The 20,839-nt window shown below is 55.7% G+C and carries 16 protein-coding genes; 11 read left to right on the forward strand and 5 right to left on the reverse strand.

The features are described from left to right. The first annotated feature begins 40 nt into the window (after positions 1-40). The 11 genes from K1V27_RS07835 (at position 41) to K1V27_RS07885 (ending at position 12,607) form a co-directional block, all read left to right on the forward strand. Entirely contained in the window at positions 41-601 is a 561-nt protein-coding gene (locus K1V27_RS07835; protein ID WP_258929101.1) for a CBS domain-containing protein, read from the forward strand. Positions 602-679: 78 nt separating this feature from the next. Continuing rightward, positions 680-2,155 (forward strand): SLC13 family permease, encoded by a 1,476-nt coding sequence (locus K1V27_RS07840; RefSeq protein WP_258929102.1) that lies wholly within the window; start codon positions 680-682, stop codon positions 2,153-2,155. A 624-nt stretch (positions 2,156-2,779) separates the two neighbouring features. After that, entirely contained in the window at positions 2,780-4,444 is a 1,665-nt protein-coding gene (locus K1V27_RS07845) for a sensor histidine kinase (protein WP_258929103.1), read from the forward strand. An 80-nt stretch (positions 4,445-4,524) separates the two neighbouring features. After that, the gene (locus K1V27_RS07850; protein ID WP_258929104.1) at positions 4,525-4,926 is read left to right on the forward strand and encodes a response regulator; all 402 of its coding nucleotides are present in this window, start codon (positions 4,525-4,527) and stop codon (positions 4,924-4,926) included. A gap of 85 nt (positions 4,927-5,011) precedes the next feature. Further along, entirely contained in the window at positions 5,012-5,944 is a 933-nt protein-coding gene (locus tag K1V27_RS07855; RefSeq protein ID WP_258929105.1) for a sensor histidine kinase, read from the forward strand. A gap of 2 nt (positions 5,945-5,946) precedes the next feature. Continuing rightward, positions 5,947-6,372 carry a response regulator gene (locus K1V27_RS07860; RefSeq protein ID WP_258929106.1) on the forward strand — a complete coding sequence of 142 codons (426 nt, stop codon included), beginning with the start codon at positions 5,947-5,949 and terminating at the stop codon, positions 6,370-6,372. A gap of 232 nt (positions 6,373-6,604) precedes the next feature. Then, positions 6,605-8,905, forward strand: coding sequence for a sensor histidine kinase (locus K1V27_RS07865; RefSeq protein WP_258929107.1), 2,301 nt, complete (start codon positions 6,605-6,607; stop codon positions 8,903-8,905). Positions 8,906-9,063: 158 nt separating this feature from the next. After that, the gene (locus K1V27_RS07870) at positions 9,064-9,522 is read left to right on the forward strand and encodes a tellurite resistance TerB family protein (protein WP_258929108.1); all 459 of its coding nucleotides are present in this window, start codon (positions 9,064-9,066) and stop codon (positions 9,520-9,522) included. A 382-nt stretch (positions 9,523-9,904) separates the two neighbouring features. Continuing rightward, positions 9,905-10,870, forward strand: a complete 966-nt coding sequence (locus K1V27_RS07875) for an ABC transporter substrate-binding protein (RefSeq protein WP_258929109.1) — start codon at positions 9,905-9,907, stop codon at positions 10,868-10,870. An 11-nt stretch (positions 10,871-10,881) separates the two neighbouring features. Beyond that, positions 10,882-11,787, forward strand: a complete 906-nt coding sequence (locus K1V27_RS07880) for an ABC transporter permease (RefSeq protein WP_258929110.1) — start codon at positions 10,882-10,884, stop codon at positions 11,785-11,787. Between the two features lie 25 nt (positions 11,788-11,812). Next, positions 11,813-12,607, forward strand: a complete 795-nt coding sequence (locus K1V27_RS07885; protein ID WP_258929111.1) for an ABC transporter ATP-binding protein — start codon at positions 11,813-11,815, stop codon at positions 12,605-12,607. Between the two features lie 42 nt (positions 12,608-12,649). Here K1V27_RS07885 and K1V27_RS07890 read toward each other — a convergent pair whose 3' ends face one another. The 5 genes from K1V27_RS07890 to K1V27_RS07910 all read right to left on the reverse strand — a co-directional run bounded on the left by K1V27_RS07890 (position 12,650) and on the right by K1V27_RS07910 (position 20,732). After that, positions 12,650-13,657, reverse strand: a complete 1,008-nt coding sequence (locus K1V27_RS07890; RefSeq protein WP_258929112.1) for a methyltransferase — start codon at positions 13,655-13,657, stop codon at positions 12,650-12,652. A 151-nt stretch (positions 13,658-13,808) separates the two neighbouring features. Then, positions 13,809-14,852: a hypothetical protein gene (locus tag K1V27_RS07895; protein ID WP_258929113.1), complete on the reverse strand. Its 1,044-nt coding sequence runs from the start codon at positions 14,850-14,852 to the stop codon at positions 13,809-13,811. After that, on the reverse strand, positions 14,849-17,179 hold the full coding sequence (locus tag K1V27_RS07900) for a DEAD/DEAH box helicase (RefSeq protein ID WP_258929114.1): 2,331 nt from the start codon (positions 17,177-17,179) through the stop codon (positions 14,849-14,851). Before K1V27_RS07900 ends, K1V27_RS07895 begins: the two co-directional genes overlap by 4 nt. 619 nt (positions 17,180-17,798) lie before the next feature. After that, entirely contained in the window at positions 17,799-19,877 is a 2,079-nt protein-coding gene (locus K1V27_RS07905) for a molybdopterin-containing oxidoreductase family protein (RefSeq protein ID WP_258929115.1), read from the reverse strand. Positions 19,878-20,144: 267 nt separating this feature from the next. Beyond that, positions 20,145-20,732 carry a thioredoxin family protein gene (locus tag K1V27_RS07910; protein WP_258929116.1) on the reverse strand — a complete coding sequence of 196 codons (588 nt, stop codon included), beginning with the start codon at positions 20,730-20,732 and terminating at the stop codon, positions 20,145-20,147. Positions 20,733-20,839: the final 107 nt, after the last annotated feature.

Genomic DNA, 20,839 nt, shown 5'->3' on the forward strand with positions numbered 1-20,839 from the left:
CGGCCCAGCGGACGGACACTGAGTCAGAGAAGGGAGATACATGAAATCGATTATGGTCAAGGAGTTGATGGTGCCTCTCAGCGAGTACGCAACGGTCGCTGAGGAAGCCAGTTTATATGAAGCGGTGGTGGCGTTGGAGGTGGCACAGGAAAAATTCGACAAGTCCGCCGAGAGGGACAAGCATCGGGCCGTATTGGTGTTTGACAAGGATCAGCAAATCATTGGCAAGGTCAGCCAGTTGGACGTGCTGCGCAGCCTCGAGCCAAAATACGAAGAAATGGGGGACATGAAGGCGATTTCACGCTTCGGCTGGAGCGCCGATTTCGTCAAGTCGATGCTGAGCAACTACGGGCTTTGGGAAAAACCGCTGCAGGATATCTGCAAGAAGGCGGCTCAAAAAAAAGTGAAAGACCTCATGGTCACCTACAGCGAGGGGGAATATGTGGCGGAAAATGCCACCCTGGATGAGGCGATTCATCTTCTGGTCATGGGCAATCATCAGTCTCTGCTGGTGACCCGCGATAAGTCCATCATTGGCATTCTCAGATTGACCGATGTTTTCCGGGAAGTGTGCGGGATGATCAAGGCGTGTGCCCTCTAGCGGTTCTATGATGGGAAATCGTTTGAGCAGCAAAACGAATGAGAAAATCAAGATGATTACAATCCTAAGGAGCATTTTATGAGCGCTGATGTGAAAGCTTCCGGACCCAAGATAAGCAGCCGCATTATTTTTATTTTGCTTGGAGTAGCTCTTTTCCTGGTCGTCTATTATTCGCCTTCCTGGCCGGATGCCATCGATCCCATGGGCAAGCACTTTCCCCTGACCCGCGAGGGCAAGGGGGCGTTGGCGGTATTTCTGCTGGCAGGCACCTGGTGGGTTTTCGAGGTGGTGCCGATCGGCGTCACCAGTCTGGCCATCGGTGTGCTGCAGGCCCTCTTTTTGATCCGCCCGGCCAGTGTGGCCTTCAAGGATTTCATGGACCCCTCGGTTCTCTTCATTTTCGGTTCCATCGTCATCGGTATGGTCTTCACCAAGACGGGTTTGACCAAGCGGCTGGCCTACCGGATGCTCATGGTGGTGGGGGAGAAAACCAGCATGATCATGCTGGGAACCTTTGTGGTGACTGCAGCGTTGACCCATATCATGGCTCACACGGCCGTGGCGGCAACCGTCTACCCGCTGCTGCTGGCCATTTACGCGCTGTATGGCGAGGGCAATAAGCCGACCAAGTTCGGCAAGGCCCTTTTCATCGGCATGGCTTACGTGGCCGGAGCAGGCAGCATCATCACGCTGCTTGGAGCGGCGCGCGGCGCTGTTGCCATAGGTTTTTACAAGGAGATCGTGGGCACCGAGATCACGTTTTTTCAGATTACCTATTACATGTTCCTGGTGGGCTGGTTGATGGTGTTCGTCCTGTGGGGATTTTTCATGCTGGTTCTAAGGCCCGAGAAGAAAACCATTCCGGGCCTCAAGGAGCGGGCCAGGGAACTGAACGCCGAGCTGGGATCCATCACCTCGCAGGAGAAATTGGCTGCGGTCATCATTTTCGGCGTGATTTTTATCATGTCGCTGCAGTCCTTTGTGCCCGAGTTGAAAGTCTTGAACAAGGCGGCCATCCTGTTGGTCTCCACCATCCTGTTCTTCATCCTGCGCATCCTCGACATTGAAGATCTGGAAAACATACCCTGGAATATTATTCTGTTGTTCAGCGGCGCCATGAGCATCGGCTTTTGCCTGTGGGAAACCGAGGCCGCCAAATGGCTTGCCGTCAACTGGCTGGTCATGTTCCAGAAGGCCAACTGGTTCGTGTTTGTGATGGGCATCGCATTTTTTGTCATGATCATGACCAACTTCATCATGAACGTCGCGGCCATCGCCATTTCCCTGCCGGTTGCCCTGGTCATCGCCCCCTACCTGGGGGTGGCCCCGCAGGTGATCCTGTTTTCCTCGCTGGTGGTTGCAGGCATGCCCTTCCTGCTGCTGGTGGGTGCCGCACCCAATGCCATTGCCTATGATTCAAAGCAGTTCAGCAGTGGAGAATTTTTCATGTACGGGGTTCCCGCCAGCATCTTACTGATGCTGCTGGTGGGCTTTGCCGCCTTGGTCATCTGGCCGCTCCTGGGGATGCCGGTAACCGTCACGGCGGCAGGCTGACTACGGCGCCACACAATCAAGTGGCCGAATTCCGCAGGTTGGGTGGAGTCACGCGCTACGCGTGACGAAACCCAACATGGGCTGAGCCGACTAAGGTAGTGGTTGGTTTTCACTGCCCTCACCCCAACCCTGCAAGTCCGCTGCATTTCGGACACTCTCCTGTGTCGAGCTTTACCAAGAGCTTATCCGGGAGGAGAGGGGCGGGGTGAAGGGGGGTGAGCAACCGATGCGTCCGATCCCCCCCACCCTGACCTTCATTTGTCCTGCCTGCCTTTACACACTGTAAAGAATATCGACAGCCGGTGAATTCCCTGTGCACCCAGATCCTCATGGCCGACGAGAAATGTCTTGTTCTTATAATGGCTTAAGTCTTGAGCGGCGGTTTCAATGGCTTTGGCACGACCGTTGCCTATTGTTAATTGTCAACTTTTTTAGGCGCGGCCTAAATTGAGCGATCTTTGTTGGCACCACTACCGTGATGATTGCGCCGAACGGCGGAATCCAGAGCGTCAGCCAGACCCGCTGAATACCTGCCGGCATGGCGGTATTTTGTCGGTATGACAAAGGGATACGGGTGAGACTGCAACATTTGGATGTGGATCAACGGGCGACCAAGGTGGCTGAATGGAACGAACCGATTATCGCAAGCTTTACTGGAAGATCATCACGACCACTCTGACCTTTTCATTAGTGCCCCTGTTTGCCTTGGGCGCAACCATCTATTATCAATTTCGCGTGTCCTATACGGCCAAGATCATGGAGAGTCTGCGAACGCTCACCGAAAACAGACGGAATGCCATCGATCTGTTTTTCGAAGAACGTGTGTCGCAGCTCTACACCTTGGCTTATACACAGTCCCTCGATCAGTTGCGCGATGAAAAGTATTTGGACCAGGTTTTTACCCTGATGCAATCGCGCTCCAAGTCGTTTGTGGATATCGGCATCATTGACCGCGACGGCACCCACGTCACCTATGTCGGTCCGTACAATCTGGCAGGGGTCAACTACAAGAATGAGAGTTGGTTTCATGAGGTGATGCTGCGCGGAGTCTACATAAGCGATGTCTTTATGGGCTTCAGAAAATATCCTCATTTCATCATCGCCGTGCTGCGTCGCGAGGGGGACCGGAGCTGGATTTTGCGGGCCACCATCGATACCGAGATTTTCGATGCCATGGTCAAGGCGGCTCAGGTGGGCAAGCGGGGCGATGCCTATGTAGTCAACAGGGAGGGCATATTGCAGACGGCGCCGCGGTTTGCCGGGCACCTGCTGGGAAAGATCGAGTCGCCTCATACCTCCCAGTTTTCCGGCATCCACGTGGAAGAAATGCAAATGAATGGAGAAACGGCCCTGTTTTCAACCACCTGGCTCAAGAATAAGGACTGGATGCTGGTCATCAAGGAGGATCCCAGTCAGGAACTGACTCCCTTGTTCGAGGCGCGATATATGATGATCGGCATCATCGGACTGGGTGTTCTGGTGATTGTGCTTGGCACCGTCTTTGTTTCCCGGGCCACCGTGGGCCAGCTCATCCAGTCCGACCGTGAAAAGGCAATGCTCGATGCCAGTCTGGTCCAGTCGGGCAAGATGGCTGCCCTGGGAAAACTGGCAGCCGGAATAGCCCACGAAGTGAATAATCCGCTGGCGGTCATCAAAGAAAAAGTTGGCTGGATGATGGACCTTTTGAGTGAAGAAGATATCTCCCAAAGCGAAAATTTTAAGGAATTTGATGATGCGGTGCACAAGATCGACCAGCATGTGGAGCGGGCCAAGAAGGTGACGCATCGATTATTGGGTTTTGCTCGCCGTATGGAGCCCATCAAAGATAAGGTCGATGTCAATAAGCTCGTGGACGAAACGATTGATTTCCTTGAAAATGAAGCCCATTACCGCAACATTGTCATTCAACCCGAATATCATGCGGATTTACCGACCACCCTCAGCGATTCGTCGCAGTTGCAGCAGGTGGTGTTGAACATTCTGAACAATGCCATAGACGCCATCGGTAAAAACGGCCAAATCGATGTCAAAACCGATTACAGCGTCAAAGACGAACAGATTGTCATCACCATATCCGACAACGGCCCGGGAATTCCCAACGATCAACTGGACAGGATCTTTGATCCGTTCTTTACAACCAAGGAGGTGGGCATGGGGACCGGGCTGGGTCTATCCATCAGTTACACGATTGTGGATAAGCTGGGGGGGAGAATTCTGGTTTCCAGTGAGGTGGGTAAGGGCACGACCTTTACCATCTATCTTCCGGTCATCAGGCAGGAAAAGGCATGATCAACGAAGGCTGCAGGCAACAGGCTCCATTTTTCGTGTGGCCCGCCGCCCGTCGGTTGAGAAAGGGAGAATAGCAACCAATGGAAGGATTCAGGGTTTTGGTGGTGGACGATGAGCTGGACTTCTTGGAAACCATTGTAAAACGGCTGCAGCGCAGGAAGGTCGATGTCATTGGCGTTGAGAGCGGCAAAGCCGCCCTCGAACTGCTGGAGCAACAGCAGTTTGACGTGGTCATACTGGATGTGCGCATGCCGGGAATGGACGGCCTCGATACTCTCAAGGAAATGAAGCGCAAGGCACCTCTCATGGAGGTCATCATGCTCACCGGGCACGCCTCGGTGGAATCGGGAATGCAGGGCATGCAGCTGGGAGCTTTTGACTATGTAATGAAGCCGGCTTCCATCAACGACCTGCTGGAAAAAATAAAGCAGGCGTACGAAAGGAAACGGTTGCACGAAAAAAAGGTGCGGGACGTGCCGTAGGAGGCTGCAGGGTGAACGGTTACGGCGTTGTAACGAGACATCCGGCAGGCATTCTTGGGCAAGCGCATAACATGAACAGGGCGCCATGAGAACAGGGGCAGACATCCCACATCGGTTTTTCCACCAATACCTGGTCGGCAGTTTGACGGTGGCGCTGGCTGTCGCTCTCTGGGTCAAAAAGGAATATGGCCTTTCAGCGTTTGCCCTGCTGCTGGCCGGCATCATATTCTATGCGGCTCGCTATCTGCTGCAGCTTGTGCACGCAAGCACCAAGCAAAAGAGCTTCCTCAACGAGCAATTGATCCAATCACAGAAGCTGGCAGCCATTGGCGAGCTGTCCTCCGGCATTGCCCATGAAATCAACAATCCTCTGGCCATTATCGGGCAGGAAGTCCAATGGATGCGGCATCTTTTGAAAGAAAACGGCGGTGCCGGGAGCCGGTCGCAGGAAGATTTGCAGGATTCGCTGCGGGAAATCGGACAACAGGTTGATCGGTGCCGCGATATCACTCATAAGCTGCTCGATTTTGCCAGAAAAAAAGATCCGCTGATGCAATCAACCGATGTCAACAAACTGGTCGAGGATATGGTACGATTGGTGGAAAAAGAGGCGGTTCACAAGGGCATCACCATCGTTCGAAAATATACGCGGGAACTGCCGCCGGTGGTCACCGACCCGCCCTTGTTGCGGCAGGTGATTCTTAACCTGTTGAACAATGCCGTCTATGCCGTAGAAAGGGATGGTAGCGTGACCGTCGTCAGCCGGAGGGGCCAAAACGATTCGGTTGTTTTGGAGGTATCGGACACGGGATGCGGCATCCCCAAGGAGCATCTCGCCAAGATTTTCGATCCTTTTTTTACCACCAAGCCGCAGGGCAAAGGGACCGGTCTCGGCTTGTCCATTTGCCACGGGATCGTGGTGAGGCTGGGCGGTCTGATTTCGGTGGAGAGTGTGGTGGGGAAGGGAACGACATTTTTTATTGATCTTCCGTTCAAACCAAGACAAGGAGAAGAATAGCCATGTCTTCCGGACCAAGAGTGCTGATCGTCGATGATGAAGAGCGCTTCCGCAATACCCTCAGAAAACTGCTCGCCGTCTCCGGTGTGGACGCGGCCACTGCCGGCAGCGGCGAGGAAGCTCTTAAGGAACTGGGCAGCAGGGATTATGATGTTATTCTGCTCGATGTTAAAATGCCGGGCATGAGCGGCATTGAGGCGCTGGCAAGAATCAAGAAGATCGCGCCGGGCATAGAGGTAATTGTTCTGACCGGCCACGCATGCGTCGACGTGGCTGTGGAGATCATGAAACTGGGCGGGTACGAGTACTTGCTGAAACCCTGCCCACTGGACGATTTGCTGTTGAAAATCGATGCCGCCTTCGAACGTAAACAGGCGCGCCTGGGGAAGCCTCGCCGAGCGACAGCTCCTGCTGAGACCGGCAAGTAGCGGCAAGAACTGATTTGGCCGATCTGTGCAGACCCCGGGAGTTTTTTGCCTGATCCTTGCTCCCCTGCAGACGCTACACATCCGCGTGTTTTCCCCGCTCCAGTCCGACCGGGTATTCCACCACAGCACCGCCCTCAATGATTTGTCTTGGGTAACCTTTGCATTTTACCATCGATGCCAATATATAATGGCAATCAGACACAAGTGTGGATCGAGGCGGAATGAGATGGGCATGAACGAACATGGGACGACTCTCCAGCGGGAGGGCACATTTTCCGGTTTGAGCGAGGCTGAACGACTGCAGCGGGAGCAGATAAAGCTCCTCTATGCGCAGGCTCCGGCTGGACTGCTCGCAACCCTTGTGAACTCCCTGGTGCTGACCCTGGTCCTGTGGCAAGTCACCCCCTACTGGAAACTGCTGCTTTGGCTGGTCCTGGTGCTGCTGGGGGCCTGGCTGACGCATCGGCTGATTAAATCTTACCGCAATGCTCCTGCGGAGGAGATGCATGACAGTCGCTGGAGTCTCTTTTTCCTGATCGGGCTGGGAACGTGCGGCTGCTTGATGGGCTTGGCGGGAATCTTTCTGTTTCCCTATGAATCTCTTGCCCATGCACTCTTCCTTGCTTTCCTGCTGGGGGGGATGGTCGCCGGCGCTACCGGGACCTACTCGGTCATGATGAGGGCGTTTCTCATCTACACTCTGCCGATCATAACGCCCCTTTGTTTCCAGCTGCTGCGCCGGGGAAGCGAGCTGGAAGTGGCCATAGGCGGGCTGCTGGTGGTTTTTTACGGTATCATGCTGCATACCGCCTATTACGTGCACAGGACAACCATCCAGTCTCTGCGCTTGCGATTTGAGAACAGCGGACTGCTGGCCGAGCTCATGGTGAGCCAATCCAGATCGGAACAGGCCATTGCAACTCTGCAACATGAAATAGCCGAGAGAAAGAATGTTGAACGAGCACTGCGCGAGTCTGAAGAGAAATACCGAATGATTTTTGAGAATTCGCCGCTCGGCATTGTGCACTTTGAACGGGACGGAACCATCACCGCTTACAATGAAAACCTTGCCGACATGAGCGACACTTCCAGAGAAGAGTTCATCGGCCTCAATCCACTCACTTACCTGCAGGATGAGGAGTTGAAGGGGGCTATTGCCGCCTGTCTCAAGGGCGAGCGGGCGCACTACGCAGGTTGCTATCGTTCCCGCAGAACGGGCAGAGTCACGCCCATCAAGGCGGATTTCAGTCCTATTGTTGGGGACCAGGGTGTGGTTTTGGGGGGTACGGGGATCATCCAGAACATATCCGAACAGAAAAGAGTCGAGAAGAAGCTGGAAGATCAGCTCCATTTTCTGCAAACGCTCATCGACACCATCCCCAATCCCATTTTCTATAAGGACACCGGGGGCATTTATGTGGGCTGCAACAGGGCCTTTGAAATTCGCCTGGGACTGGACCGCCGGCAAATCGTGGGCAAGACGGTATACGATCTGCTGCCGCGGGATCTGGCCGATGAGTATCATCGGATGGATTTGGCGCTTCTGCGAAATCCCGGCGAGCAGGTGTACGAAACCTCCCTGGTGTATTCCGACGGCCAACGCCGCGACATCATTCTCAACAAGGCGACTTATTTCAATGTGGAAGGGGAGCTGGCGGGTCTGGTGGGGGTCAGTGTGGACATTACCGACCGCAAGCGCGCCGAGGCGGCGTTGAAGCGGGCGCATGACGAACTCGAACAGCGGGTGCAGGAGAGAACTTCCGCCCTGGCTGCGGCGGTGGAGGAGCTGCAGAACGAAATTGCCGAGCGCAGGAAGGCCGAAGAGGCGCTGCGCAACAGCTCTGAAAAGCTCAAGTTGTTCGCCTATTCCGTGATCCACGACTTGAAGAGTCCCGCCATCGGCATTTATGGTGTGGCCAACCTGTTGTCCAAGCGCTATGAAAATGCTCTTGACGAAAAGGGGCGCATGTACTGTGATCAGATACTCAAAGCCTCCGAGCACGTGGCGCTTCTGGTGGAGCAGATCAATGTATATATGGCGGCCAAAGAGGCGCCGGTGGTCATCGAGAAAATCAATGTAAACGATATCCTGCAGATGGTGTACGATGAGTTTTCCGCTCAGTTCAGTCTGCGTCGCGTGCAGTGGTTCGGCCTCCAGGAGCGGGTCCAGATCCATGCAGATCGATTGTGCATCCATCGGGTTTTCCGCAATCTTGTCGATAATGCTCTGAAGTACGGCGGTGAAAAATTGAGTGAAATCAGGATAGGATATCGGGAAGAGCGGGACTTTTTTGTTTTTTCCGTGACGGATAATGGAATCGGCGTATCGAAAGAAGATTCAGAGAGGATTTTCGGCATCTTCGAACGTGACAAGGCCGCCCGGGGAATCTCTGGAACCGGCTTGGGGCTGGCTATTGTCAAAGAAATTTCCGAAAAGCACGGCGGTGACGTCTGGATCGAGCCGGGGGTGGACGGGGGTACCACATTCTACGTTTCCATCGCCAAGCACCCTGGTGCTGTTGCGCCGGCATGACGCTGAAGGCTTGCTCTCGTAAAGCCGTCAAGATCAGGGGATAACAGCTCACTACAGCTGCATACCATAGAGTGCCCGAAAGGCAGAATACTTGCTAGGGCGTAGGCGTAGGTTGGGCCACTTGATGGTGTGGCGCTGCACTTGAACAGGGAAGCGCAATGATTGACTTCATCAGGGATTTTTTCAATAAGATTTCAGAGCAGGGCTTCTCCGACAATGAACAGGAAAAATTTCAGCAAATACGCATAGCCACCTGCGCGCTTTTGCTGGAAATGGCGACCATCGACGGAGAATTCAGTGAAGCCGAAAAAACCAATATCATCAACATACTCAAACGGGAATACGAATTGTCTGAAGAAGATGTCGACTTCCTCATCCACGCGGCCACCGAACAGCTTGAAGGGAGCATCGACCTGTGGCGTTTCACCAATCTCATTAATCAACACTCGAGCATGGAGCAAAAACTGCAAATCATCGAAATGGTCTGGCAGATCGCCTACACCGACGGCAAGCTGGACCAGCATGAAGATTATTTGGTACACAAGCTTGCTACGCTCTTGCGCCTCACCCATCACGAGCTCATTCAGGCGAAATTGAAGGTCATTCTGCCCCGCTGAAGGCGCCTCGGCCCAACGCGGGATCGAGCAAGAATGGATTGACAGCGAGAGAGGCAGACAGGTATCTTTTTGCGGGCTTGCGGCGAGTCATTGGCAAGCGACTCTATCCATGCTGCTCAGTACAGCTCCACACAATCGAGTGACCGGATTCGGTAGGGCTGGGCGGACTAACGTGGTCGTTGGGTTTCGTCACGCGAAACGCGTGACTCAACCCAACCTTCTACAGCCTTTGGGATGGCCGCACAGACCAGGTGATGAGGCAGGATGGGTGGAGCGCAGCGAAACCCGTCGGCGGCGGCAGGCATAGAAATGAAAGTTCCTTTCGCTAACCGGTATATCTGTTGTTCCTGGTCCGGGACAAAGGTACTGCAGGAGGATGAACATGGGTTGTTTCAGATACTTGATGGCCGTTTTGCTGGTTTTGACCAGCGCAGCAACCGCGGTTGCCCAGGAGGAAAAAAAGGTTGTCATCGGCATCAGCCAGATCGTCGAGCATCCGGCGCTGGATGCGGCCCGCAAGGGTTTCATGGACAGCTTGAGCGAACATGGCTACGTGGAAGGGAACAATGTCGCCTACGACATTCAGATAGCCCAGGGCAACATGGCGACCGCAAACAGTATTGCCAAAGCCCTGGTGGGTCAGCAGGTGGATTTGATCCACAGCATCGCCACACCCACTTCCCAGGCCTGTGTCAATGCGACCAAGACCATTCCCATCGTCATCTCGTCCGTCACTGATCCGGTGGGCGCGGGTTTGGTGAAGAGCCTCGAGCGTCCGGGCGGCAACGTTACCGGCACCACCGATCGCAGTCCGGTCGATCGGCAGTTGGATCTCATCCTGGAAATTGTGCCCACGGCCAAGCGCATAGGGTTCATGTACAATTCGGGTGAGGACAATTCCATTTCGTCTCTCCGGCAACTCCAGGAGGAAGCCGCCAAAAGGGGTATGGAAGTGGTGGAGGCGACCGTCAGCAATTCCAGTGGAGTGTACCTGGCTGCCAAGAGCCTGGCGGGAAAAGTGGACGTCATGCACATCCCGACCGACAATACGGTGGTATCAGCCTTCGAGTCGGTGGTGAAGGTCTGTGAAGAAAATAAGATTCCTCTGTTTGCTGCGGATATCGATTCGGTTCCGCGCGGTGCCGTTGGCGCATTGGCCATCGATTACTACCGTCTGGGCCGACAGAGCGGCGACATGGCCGCGCGCATTCTGCAGGGCGCCGATCCCGCCGACATGCCGGTAGAGACCTTGAAAGATCTCAAGCTCGTTATCAACCGGAACGCGGCCCAAAGGATGGGCGTTGCCATCCCTCAGGCCGTGGCAGAGCGGGCCGATAAGGTCCTCTAGAGAAACCAACCATGTCCCTTTATATCTTGGTAGGCGCTGTGGAGCAGGGACTGGTCTATGCTTTAATGGTTCTCGGCGTCTATCTGACTTTCCGCGTACTGGACTTCCCGGACCTCACCGTGGATGGTTCACTGCCGCTGGGCGCAGCCGTCAGTGGGGCGCTCATAGTGCGCGGCATGGACCCGTTTTTGAGCCTGTTGCTGGCCATGTGCGCAGGCGCAGCCGCCGGCTGCGTGACCGCCTTGCTGGCGACCAGGCTGCGTATCATGAGCCTGCTTGCCAGCATCATCACCATGACCGCCCTGTATTCCATCAACATACGAATCATGGGACGTCCCAATTTAACGCTGCTCAACCAACCCACTGTGCTGGACGCGCTGTCGTTCATCGGTCTGCCTCGTTACCTGCTGACCCCACTGATTTTCTTGGGCATTATCATCGGCTGCAAAGTCCTGCTGGACCTGTTCCTGCACACCCAGCTGGGCACCGCGTTGCGCGCCACCGGCGACAACCCTCAGATGATACGCTCCCAGGGCGTCAATACGGACATGATGGTGATACTCGGTGTCAGCCTGTCCAATGCCCTGGTGGCCCTCGCGGGGGGTCTGGTGGCGCAAAGCCAGGGATTTGCCGATGTCGGGATGGGGATTGGTACCATTGTGGCCGGTCTCGCCTCGGTGATCCTGGGAGAAAGTCTGGTTGGTGCTCAAACGGTGTTCCGCCAGACGCTCAACGCTATCTGCGGTTCACTGCTGTATCGCTTGACCATCGCCGTAGCACTTTCCTACCGGGTGGGCTTTCTGCGCCTGACGCCCAGCGATCTCAACCTGATAACGGCGGTTCTGGTGGTCATCTGTCTGACGGTTCCTCTGCTGCGGACCCGGCTGGTGATGTGGAAAAGAGCGCAGGGCGATTGACGTCGAGAATCTGCAGAGATTATAAGTGCTTGAAATCAAGAAACTGAAGAAAATTTTTAATCGCGGCGGCATCAATCAAGTGACCGCCATTCACTCGCTGAGTGCTTTCATCCGCAACGGCGATTTTGTTACCGTGATCGGCAGCAATGGGGCGGGCAAGTCCACTTTACTGAACCTCATAGCCGGTACCTATCTGCCGGATTCGGGCGAATTGCTGCTGGCCGGGGAAAATGCCACGCGCTGGCCGGAGCATCGACGCGCGGCCTATGTCGGTCGTGTTTTCCAGAATCCGTTGCTGGGCACCTGTGCCACCATGAGTGTGGAAGAAAATTTCGCGCTGGCAAGCCGGAGGGGTTTGCGGCCGGGATTCCGCTGGGGAGTGACCAACTCGCAGCGCGAGCTGTTTCGCGAAAAATTGAAGCTCCTTGGTCTGGGATTGGAATATCGGCTGAAAGACAAAGTCGGTCTGCTCTCGGGAGGGCAGCGCCAGTCCCTCACCCTGCTCATGGCCACCTTGCGACGTCCGCGTTTGCTGCTGCTCGATGAGCACACCGCCGCCCTGGATCCCAAAACCGCCGAACAGGTGTTGAACCTGACCCGGGAATTGATCCAGGAAATGGGGCTGACCGCTCTGATGGTCACGCATAACATGAAACATGCTCTGGAACTGGGCAATCGTCTCATCATGATGCATCAGGGAAGAGTCATCCTGGATGTGGATGGACCGACCAAAGCTCATCTCACGATCCAGGACCTGCTCAACGAATTTTCCAAACTGAAAGGCCAGGACCTGACCGACGATAAGATGCTGCTCATTTAAGGGGCGCGGCTGGCGCCAAGTTCATGCGCGGCGCGCCGGCCTCTACGCCGCTTCCGGGTCGGCCAACGGCTTGCGAGCTTGCACCAGGCTGTCCATGCCCTTGCCGGCCCTGGCTAAAGTGATCTGCTCGAAGCCGACCTCCCGCAGCGATTGTTCGATTTGCGAAAAGGTGTAGGTTGTTCCTCCGCGCGTCGCAACCAGCATGTTGATGTCGAAAAGCGCCCCCGCAGGGGGTTGAGTGCGCGACTCATCCATCACGTAGTCGCGAATCAGGATGGTCCCGCCAGGCTCCAGGGCCCGCCAGACTTTGCGGTAAAGATTGATATTTTCTTCACTGTTGTTCTGGTGAATGATGGCCGAGAGCAGTGTCAGGTCGCATCCCGAGGGCAGTTCGTCCGTGTAAAAATCGCCGGCTACAAGTTGCACCCGGTCGAGCAGCCCTTCCTTCTCAATTCGCTCGCGGGCTATCGGGATGACCCGTTCCAGATCAAACAGCACAGCGTTCAATTGCGGATTTTTCCGTAGAAAAGCAACCGTGTACGTTCCCGAAGCGCCGCCCACATCGAGCAGGCGCCGAAAACGGCTAAGGTCATAGCTCCGGGCGATCTTTTCGGAAACTTCCCGGCCCACCACGTGCATGGCGCCGATGAAGGAAGTCCATTCCTCTTCATCCATCTGTATGCCGGGTTTGGTTTCCGGATCCATGCCGATTTGCACAATGGATGTGAGCTTGCTCCAGAGATCCCAGAGGTGGTTGAAGTGCCTGATCATCGGCAGGATGGATTGCGGGTGCCGCTCCGAATAAAGGCTTCCCTCGTCTGTCAGGCGGTACTGACCATCCTCTTTTTTCAGCAGATGGAAGCCCGCCAGGCAGTCCAAAACTCTGGTTGTGGCGCGTGCGTCCAAATCCAGTTGAGCAGCCAGTTTTGTCGCGGTGGTTGCAGCCCCATCCAGATGGGTGAAAAGATTGAGTTCGGCAGCCGTCAAAATGACTCGACTCTTCATGAATGCTCTGGCGTCCGCCATCACCTGTTCTTGCTGTCCCGTCATTGGATTCCTTTCCCGCATGCGCACTACGCGCCATGCGTCAGATGATTAGACCCGTCAAGATTGATAGGTTGCCTTAGAACCACGGAGCTACACGTCTCAGCGCCACCACGCGATTGTTATTGAGCGCCACAGTTGTCCTCGCAGCAAAGCGTCATTTGCCGGTTTGGAAACAAGCATAACACAGCAGTTTGATGGCGCTGCCGACCACATGCGGGTGCACCCGCGTTATGGTGCAACCGCAGTTCTCGCACGCCAGAGGATCGAGTGCCCGCGTCACCGGGTTCCAGATAAGGCGCAACGAGCGCTGGTATTTGCGGTAGCTCAGTTCGATGAAGACCTGCACCACATCAATGAGGAACCGCAAGGCGGCGCGCGCGGTGAGAGTTACCTGAACTTTGTATTTTTGTTCCAGATCAACGATCTTGCGCTCCATTTCGGCGGGCAGGTCGGCGATTTTAGCTTTCCTTTCCGCCTGCTGCTGTTCGGTCAGGTGCGGGTGAGCCAGGCTCGACTGCATCTCGCTGCGCAGTGCTTCGTAGTATTCGCGGGTGCTTTTCACGTCGCGTCGGAGACGCCGCTCCATGCTTTTGAAAAAATCGGCCAGTTCCTTTTCGGCGGCCGATCTGGCCGTCAGCATAGCGGCCGAGAGCGCTGATTCGATCCGCACCGGGAAATGCGGAGGAACTTCTCCCGGCGCGAAAAAAAGCGTTTGAAAATCCTGCCACCTATCAGCCAGCCCGGGAATGAATGCGCCGTTCACTTCATTGATGCCTACCTCTATCAGACCTTCTTTGCGCTCGTCACTCATGGCCAGGTAGTGGCACACGAGGGACATATAGGTGCTGCGTGCCTCGGCGCGGTTGCTGATGCGCAACCGGCCGTCCAAAAAGACGATATCCTGGCCGATCAACTGTTCAAAGCCGGCTTTTTTCAGGTAGGGCACTTCGATTTGTGCATAAACCACGGGCACATCCCGGGTTGCCAGAGCGATCAGGCGGTCGAGCAATGGACTGCCGTAGATCAGCGGCGCCTGTTCATCGCCGAGCACCGCTTCTTCCGGAAGTTGCAGCTGTTTTTTCAGTTCCTGGGTGAGCAAAGCGATCACGCGGTCCGGCTTGACCTCCACGGCTGCACCCTGCCGTTCGAGGGTTTGTGCGGCAAAGGAGAGCAGTTCCTGGTCCGTGCCCTGGTTCATATACCGAAGTCCTCCTGAAACAGCTTTTCATCCAATTCCTTGCTCTTGACATGGGCGCTTTGGGCGCGCTTCAATTTGGCTGCCAGGGCAGCGAACGCCTTCTGCTTTTCGGCTTCGTCGGGATGCTGCAGCCAAATCTCATAGACCATGTCGCTGAATTCCTCCTCGCCGCGGATACGTCCGAGAATCATGTCAATTTCTCCCACCACCAGTTCAAACATGTTGATTTTGCGGTCCAGGACCTCGAGAATGTGGTCCTCGATGCTCCCGGCGGCGCAGAAGTTGTAAATGTGCACCTCTTTTTCCTGTCCGATCCGATGAATTCGGCCGATGCGCTGCTCGATGGCCATCGGATTCCAGGGCAGGTCGAAATTGATCATGGTCTGGCAGAACTGCAGATTGAAGCCTTCTCCCCCCGTACCCGTCGCCAGCAGCACCTGGCAGCCCTCTTCAAAAGCCTTGATGACGGACTGCTTCTGCCCCGTGCCCAAACTGCCGTGGAACACTACATGCTGAATTTTTTCTCTTTCCAGAATCTGCTGGAGGTGCTCCAGGGTTCCAATGTGATTGACGAATAGAATCTTTTGCTCGACCGAGGCGCGCAACAGTTCGACAACCTTCCGGGTCTTGTTGCCCGGCCCAATGGCTTTGCCGATCTCGACGAGTTCCTCGATTTGCCGGCCAGCTCCATTCCAACCGGCGGCCGTGGTATTGTCAATCATTTTGAGCGCCGCGGCATGGGACGATCCCGCTGTTTCCAGGAGTTTCCTCAGCCTGAGCTTGGACGCGCCCGTGGCACGAGGCGCCTGCTGGATGACCAATTGGCTGATTTTGCTGTAGAATAACTCTTCTGCCGGGGTGGGCGTGACGCGCACGGTATAGGCGTAGCGCGGGGGCAGTTGCAGTTGGGTGACCGAGCGCGTGTTGCGCACCATGACTTCCTTGAGCAGGGTTTTCAGCCTTTCGCGGTTTTGCGGGTCCGTCGGATTGCCGCGGGCGACATATTCTTCCTTGAAAGCCTTCACCGTCTTTAAATGTCCCGGGCGCAGCAGCGTGACCAGATTGTAGAGCTCCTCGAGGCTGTTCTGGACGGGAGTTGCCGTCAGCATGAGTAGAAAGGTCTTTTGAATGGCATTGACCAGTTTCCAGTTGAGCGTCGTCCGATTCTTCAGATGGTGCGCCTCGTCGACGATCACCATGTCGTAGCTGCGCCGGGTGACCGAATCGAAATGCCGCTTGGTCTTCGCCGTGTGGATAGAGGCGATGATGAACGGTTGATTCCAGAAAGACTCCGCGTCCTGGCGGCAAAGGGGGTCGTTGGAAGAGATGAACTGGAGATCGAACTTGTTGGCCATCTCGTCCTGCCACTGGTTGACCAGAGAGCTTGGGGTGAGGATCAGGGTCGAGCGGACCAGACCTCGCATGACGTATTCTTTGACAATGAGACCGGCTTCGATGGTCTTGCCGAGCCCCACTTCATCCGCCAGGATGGCCCTGCCGCGGAAAGTCTTCATGACCTTGCGCGCGGTTTCCTGCTGGTACCAGAGCGACTGGACATTGCGCAGGCCGGGCAGGCAAATGAGCTGGTCGTAGGAAGAGCGAAAGGACAGCCGGTAGCCGCTCAAAGCCAGTTGAAACTTGTGGTAGTCGGTTCTCTGCTGGTCTTGTATGGCCTGCGCCAGCAAGGCCTGGTCGAGCCGGAAGGCGATGTTCAGTTGCGGCAGGTTCTCTTCGCATGCGGTTTTCGGCTGGGCTGCCCTGTCCTGTTTCTGGGGCGGTTTGGAATCCTGCCGGGGCTGAGGCTGCTGCTGGTGATGGGCGGAGTCCAGGGCGGCTCTCATGGCTTCGGCCTGGAGCATGCTCTCGGCATAGAGCATATATTTCTTTGCTTCCTTGATGTCCTTTTTGAACACGTAGCCGAGTGCTCTGCGGTCCCCCTCGATAATGCTCTGGAACACGTCTCGAGCCAGCTCAAAATCTCTACGGCTCATGGCCATGTGCCCAAGAGCGAAGAAATTCTGCTTGTTGCTCAGCTGTTTCTGTTGCCAGGACTGTTGCAGCAGGGTGTAGAGGGCTTCTCGATCGTTCACTTGATCGGCGCAATAGATGGCCACTTCTCTGGCCCGGCTGTCCGCCGGAGTCAGCTTGAGCCGTTTGATGGCACATTTCAGAGCCGTTGCATAATCTCTTTCATGATAGGCATCGACCATGTTCCAGTAGAAGTCATCGGCTTTTTCGGCTCTGACAGCGCGCTGCTCCGATTGGCGTTGGAGCTTTTTCTTTTCTTCGCGCTTTTTTTTCTTCTTCACTTTTCGATCAGTCGCCATGATTGATCTCTACCCGTTCAGCATGTCAACTTATGCGCCATGAGCCGGCAAGGCACCTCAGTGCCCTTGTGCCTGTGTGAATCCAATGCATGACCGCAGCCACCGTGACCAATCCCATCACCAACCCCTGGCAGGAATGTGACGTTTTATCCTGTACCCGCACGACGTCACGCCGACAGCATGCAGAAGCCGGCAAAAATACTGCATTGCGGCGTTAACCCGAAGAGTATGACAGCGTGCTGCCGGGCAAATTGAGAGTGTTTGTACATACCATGCATTGATATTCTCATCAACAACGGCGAGGTCCTCAACAGCAATTCTCATTTTGGACTCTGATGGTCTGCAGGGGTGGGTGGAGACGCAGTCTTTTCGCGCCGCAGCCCACCCAAAGCTTCCTCCAGCCGCCGCAATTCGGCCACTTCATTGTGTGTCGCCGGGCGAGGATGGGAGATTCCTTGCCCCCGCTCGAGGGCGGACAGTTCCACACCACCGGCCCTGCGGCGGGCTGGCGCACCCCCTCTCCCCTGCGGGGGGAGAGGGAGTTTGCGGACAAGCTCCGAGCAGTTTTGGAGAGAGGGGGAAAAACGGGGGAATGGGGCCCTGGTTCGGGTTAGGCCGCCTACTTTTTGCGTATTCTACAGGGCAGGTTTTTCAGGTTTGGTGTGGCAAATTCCCTGCCCAGTTTCTCGACGGAAGTCAACATGTTGAGGTTGGATTTGCGCCATTCGTACTGCGTTTGGGGGTCTCCTTCCGGAAACCACCAGCCTATGGCGGCGTTTATTACGCTGGGATGGACGGCGTCAGTGAGCTTGGCCCATTGGCATATTTCACCGAACCTGGTTGCGATCGCCACCTGGTCACCGTCGCTGATTCCGTGAGCGGCCGCCGTTTCAGGGTGAATTTCAACCAGCGGCCGTGGTTCCTTGTCGCGCAACCGCTGGAGCCAGCGGTAGGATGAATGCAGATAGTTCTTGCTCTTGGCGCTGATCATGAGCAGCGGGTAGGCGGGATCTTCCTCTTCGGGCAACCCGGGGAATTCGGGCAGCGGCTTCAGTTTGAATTTGTCGGCAGTGCTCAGTTTCAGTTCCACCTTGCCCGTGGGAGTGCGGAACCCTTTTTCCTCATAAAGCTTGAAACGTTCGGGCCCCTTGAGATAGCCTGCTGCAACGAATTCAGCATAAGTGAGAGCGGACGGTTTCAGTACGTCTGCCAGGAACTGCTCGTGATCATCAGGCCAGTATTCCGGGGGTGAAATGCGCTTGCCCAGCTCGTTCATCACTTTCATGTCAGGCCAGCATTCGCCCGGCGGGTCCACCACCTTGGGGCGCGCCAGTATCATGCCGTGACCGATGCCGTAGTGGCCTATGTCGTTCATTTCAAACTGGTGGGCGACGGGAAAGACCAGGTCCGCCATGCAGACGGTGGGTGTCATGAACAGGTCTGCAACGGCGACAAATTCCAGGTCCGTGAAAGCCCTGTAGGTCAGCCTGCTGTCAGCCCATGTCACCAGCGGGTTGCTGCAGATGCCGAAATAGCCGCGCACGGGGTAAGGGATGCCTTCCAACACCGCCTTTCTGAAATAGGCGGGGGCAATGGTCATCAACCTCGGGATGACTTTATGATAGGCGCTGATCATCTCCTTGCGCTTGTTGGGAATGAGGTCCGCCCGCACGAATTCCCCCAACCCCATGATCCGGGGGTCGTGAGCGTTGATGTTGCCGCCCGCTGTCTCCAGATATCCGCATAGCGCCATCAGGCAGATCAGGCTGCGGCTCACATCGAAGGTGTTGATGTCACGCTCGATGGCGTTTCCCCATTGCAGGGCGGCCGGTTTAGCTGCGGCGTACATGCGCGCCGCCCTGCGAATCAAATCCGCCGGCACCCAGGTAATGTCCGCGGCCGCTTCAGGAGAAGAGTGCTTCACGTGCTCCGCCAGATCCTCGAAACCGTAGGTGTAGTTTTCGACGAACTGGGCGTCGTACAGCGATTCCTGGATAATGACGTGCAACATGGCCAGCGCCAGTGCGGCCGATGTCCCCGGCCGCAGTTGCAGCCACAGATCGGCTTTTTCCGCCAGAAGCGTGCGGCGCGGATCGACCACAATCAACTTGGCCCCGTTTTTCAGCTGCTGCAGGGCCAGACTGTTGATCTGCCCTTCCTCGTTGGAAGAGGTGAGGTTGCTGGCCCAGACGAGCATGAGATTGGTGGGGTTGTGCAGGTCCGCCACCGGATAAAACCCGCAGGTGTGAACGCCGGTTATTTCCCGCGGGGCGTGGCAGACATCCTGGGAAGCGATGACGTTGGGGGAGCCGAAGATATTGGCCAGTCGAATCTGTACGAAATGCTCCAATCCCTTGGGCATTCCGACGCCGAACCCGACGGCCCGGGCTCCATACTGGTCTTTTATGCGCAGCAGGGCTTCGGCGGTTTCATCGAGAGCCTGATCCCAGGTGATGCGCTGCCATTTTCCCTCACCGCGCCCGCCCGCGCGTTTCAAAGGATACTTCAAGCGGTCCGGATGGGTGAGGCGATCCGCTGAGACCCGGCCTTTGTGGCAGGTGTATCCCTTGTTCAGAAAGCCCTCCGGATCTCCTTTCACCTGTACGATCCGGTTCTCCTTGACCCCCACCAGGAGGGAACAGCCGCCGTGATCCATTCGCGCGCAATGGGTCTTGACCCAGCGTGTAGCTTCACTCATCGAGTATCCTCCGTTTGATCCACATCACAAAGAACAGGGCATATGATCTGACAATATGAGTTGGCGCAGTCCTGCAATAGCACAAATGGTGCGAAAAGCCAATGCGGTTTGTCCCAGGATGGAGCAGTCGGGAAGTCAGGGCTTAGAATAAGAGACCCCAATGAAATCCGTTATATCCGCAATATTTTCACCCTCCTGCGGCCCCACGGGCAGCCTGCCCGGGAACGCACAGGGCACCGCTTCAGCTTTGCCCGGAGTTGTTAAAGATCAATACAAATACCGGCTCATCTTCATCATCAGCTGATGTTTGTCCAAGCCGCCGGGAAGTTCTTCCATCAGTTCTCCCCGGTCAAAAATGAGCAGATACGGGACGCTCATCAGATTGAATCTCGAAGCCAGCTGGGGATTGAACTGAATATTGAGCTTTCCCACCCGCACTTTTCCTTTGCTTTCCCTGGCGAAGGCGTCGATGTGGGGCGCCGCCATCGTGCAGGACGGACACGCAGGCGACATGGCGAATATCAGCACGGGAAGCGGTGATTTTTCTACTTTATCACGAAAGTTCATGTCCGAAATCATGATGGGCTGGGGTTCGAACAGTTCTCTTGTGCGCAGCACGGCTCCACATTTCCCGCATTTCGCTGCATTGTTGAAATGGTCCGGGCGAATGCGGTTCTTGGTATGACATTCGCTGCAGCGCAGCACCAGGGTTTCTCCCGTGCCGCCCGCATCTTCCGCGGGCAGCGGCTGATGGCATTTACCGCAGCGCGGTGCGGCCCCAGATTTGTCGGCAGGAACTCGATTCTTGGTCCCGCAATGGTGACAGCGGATGATTTCATGAGCAAGTTCATTCATGGCTTTTATGGCAACTCCTTCCGTGTGCGAAAATCGAACAATGCATCGATAAAATAGCCATAGTTGGTGCAACTGCAAGAGGCTGAGGCATGTTCCCGGGCGACTGG

It is taken from the genome of Desulfoferrobacter suflitae (assembly GCF_022603395.1).
Classification (GTDB): Bacteria; Desulfobacterota; Syntrophobacteria; order Syntrophobacterales; family Syntrophobacteraceae; genus Desulfoferrobacter; species Desulfoferrobacter suflitae.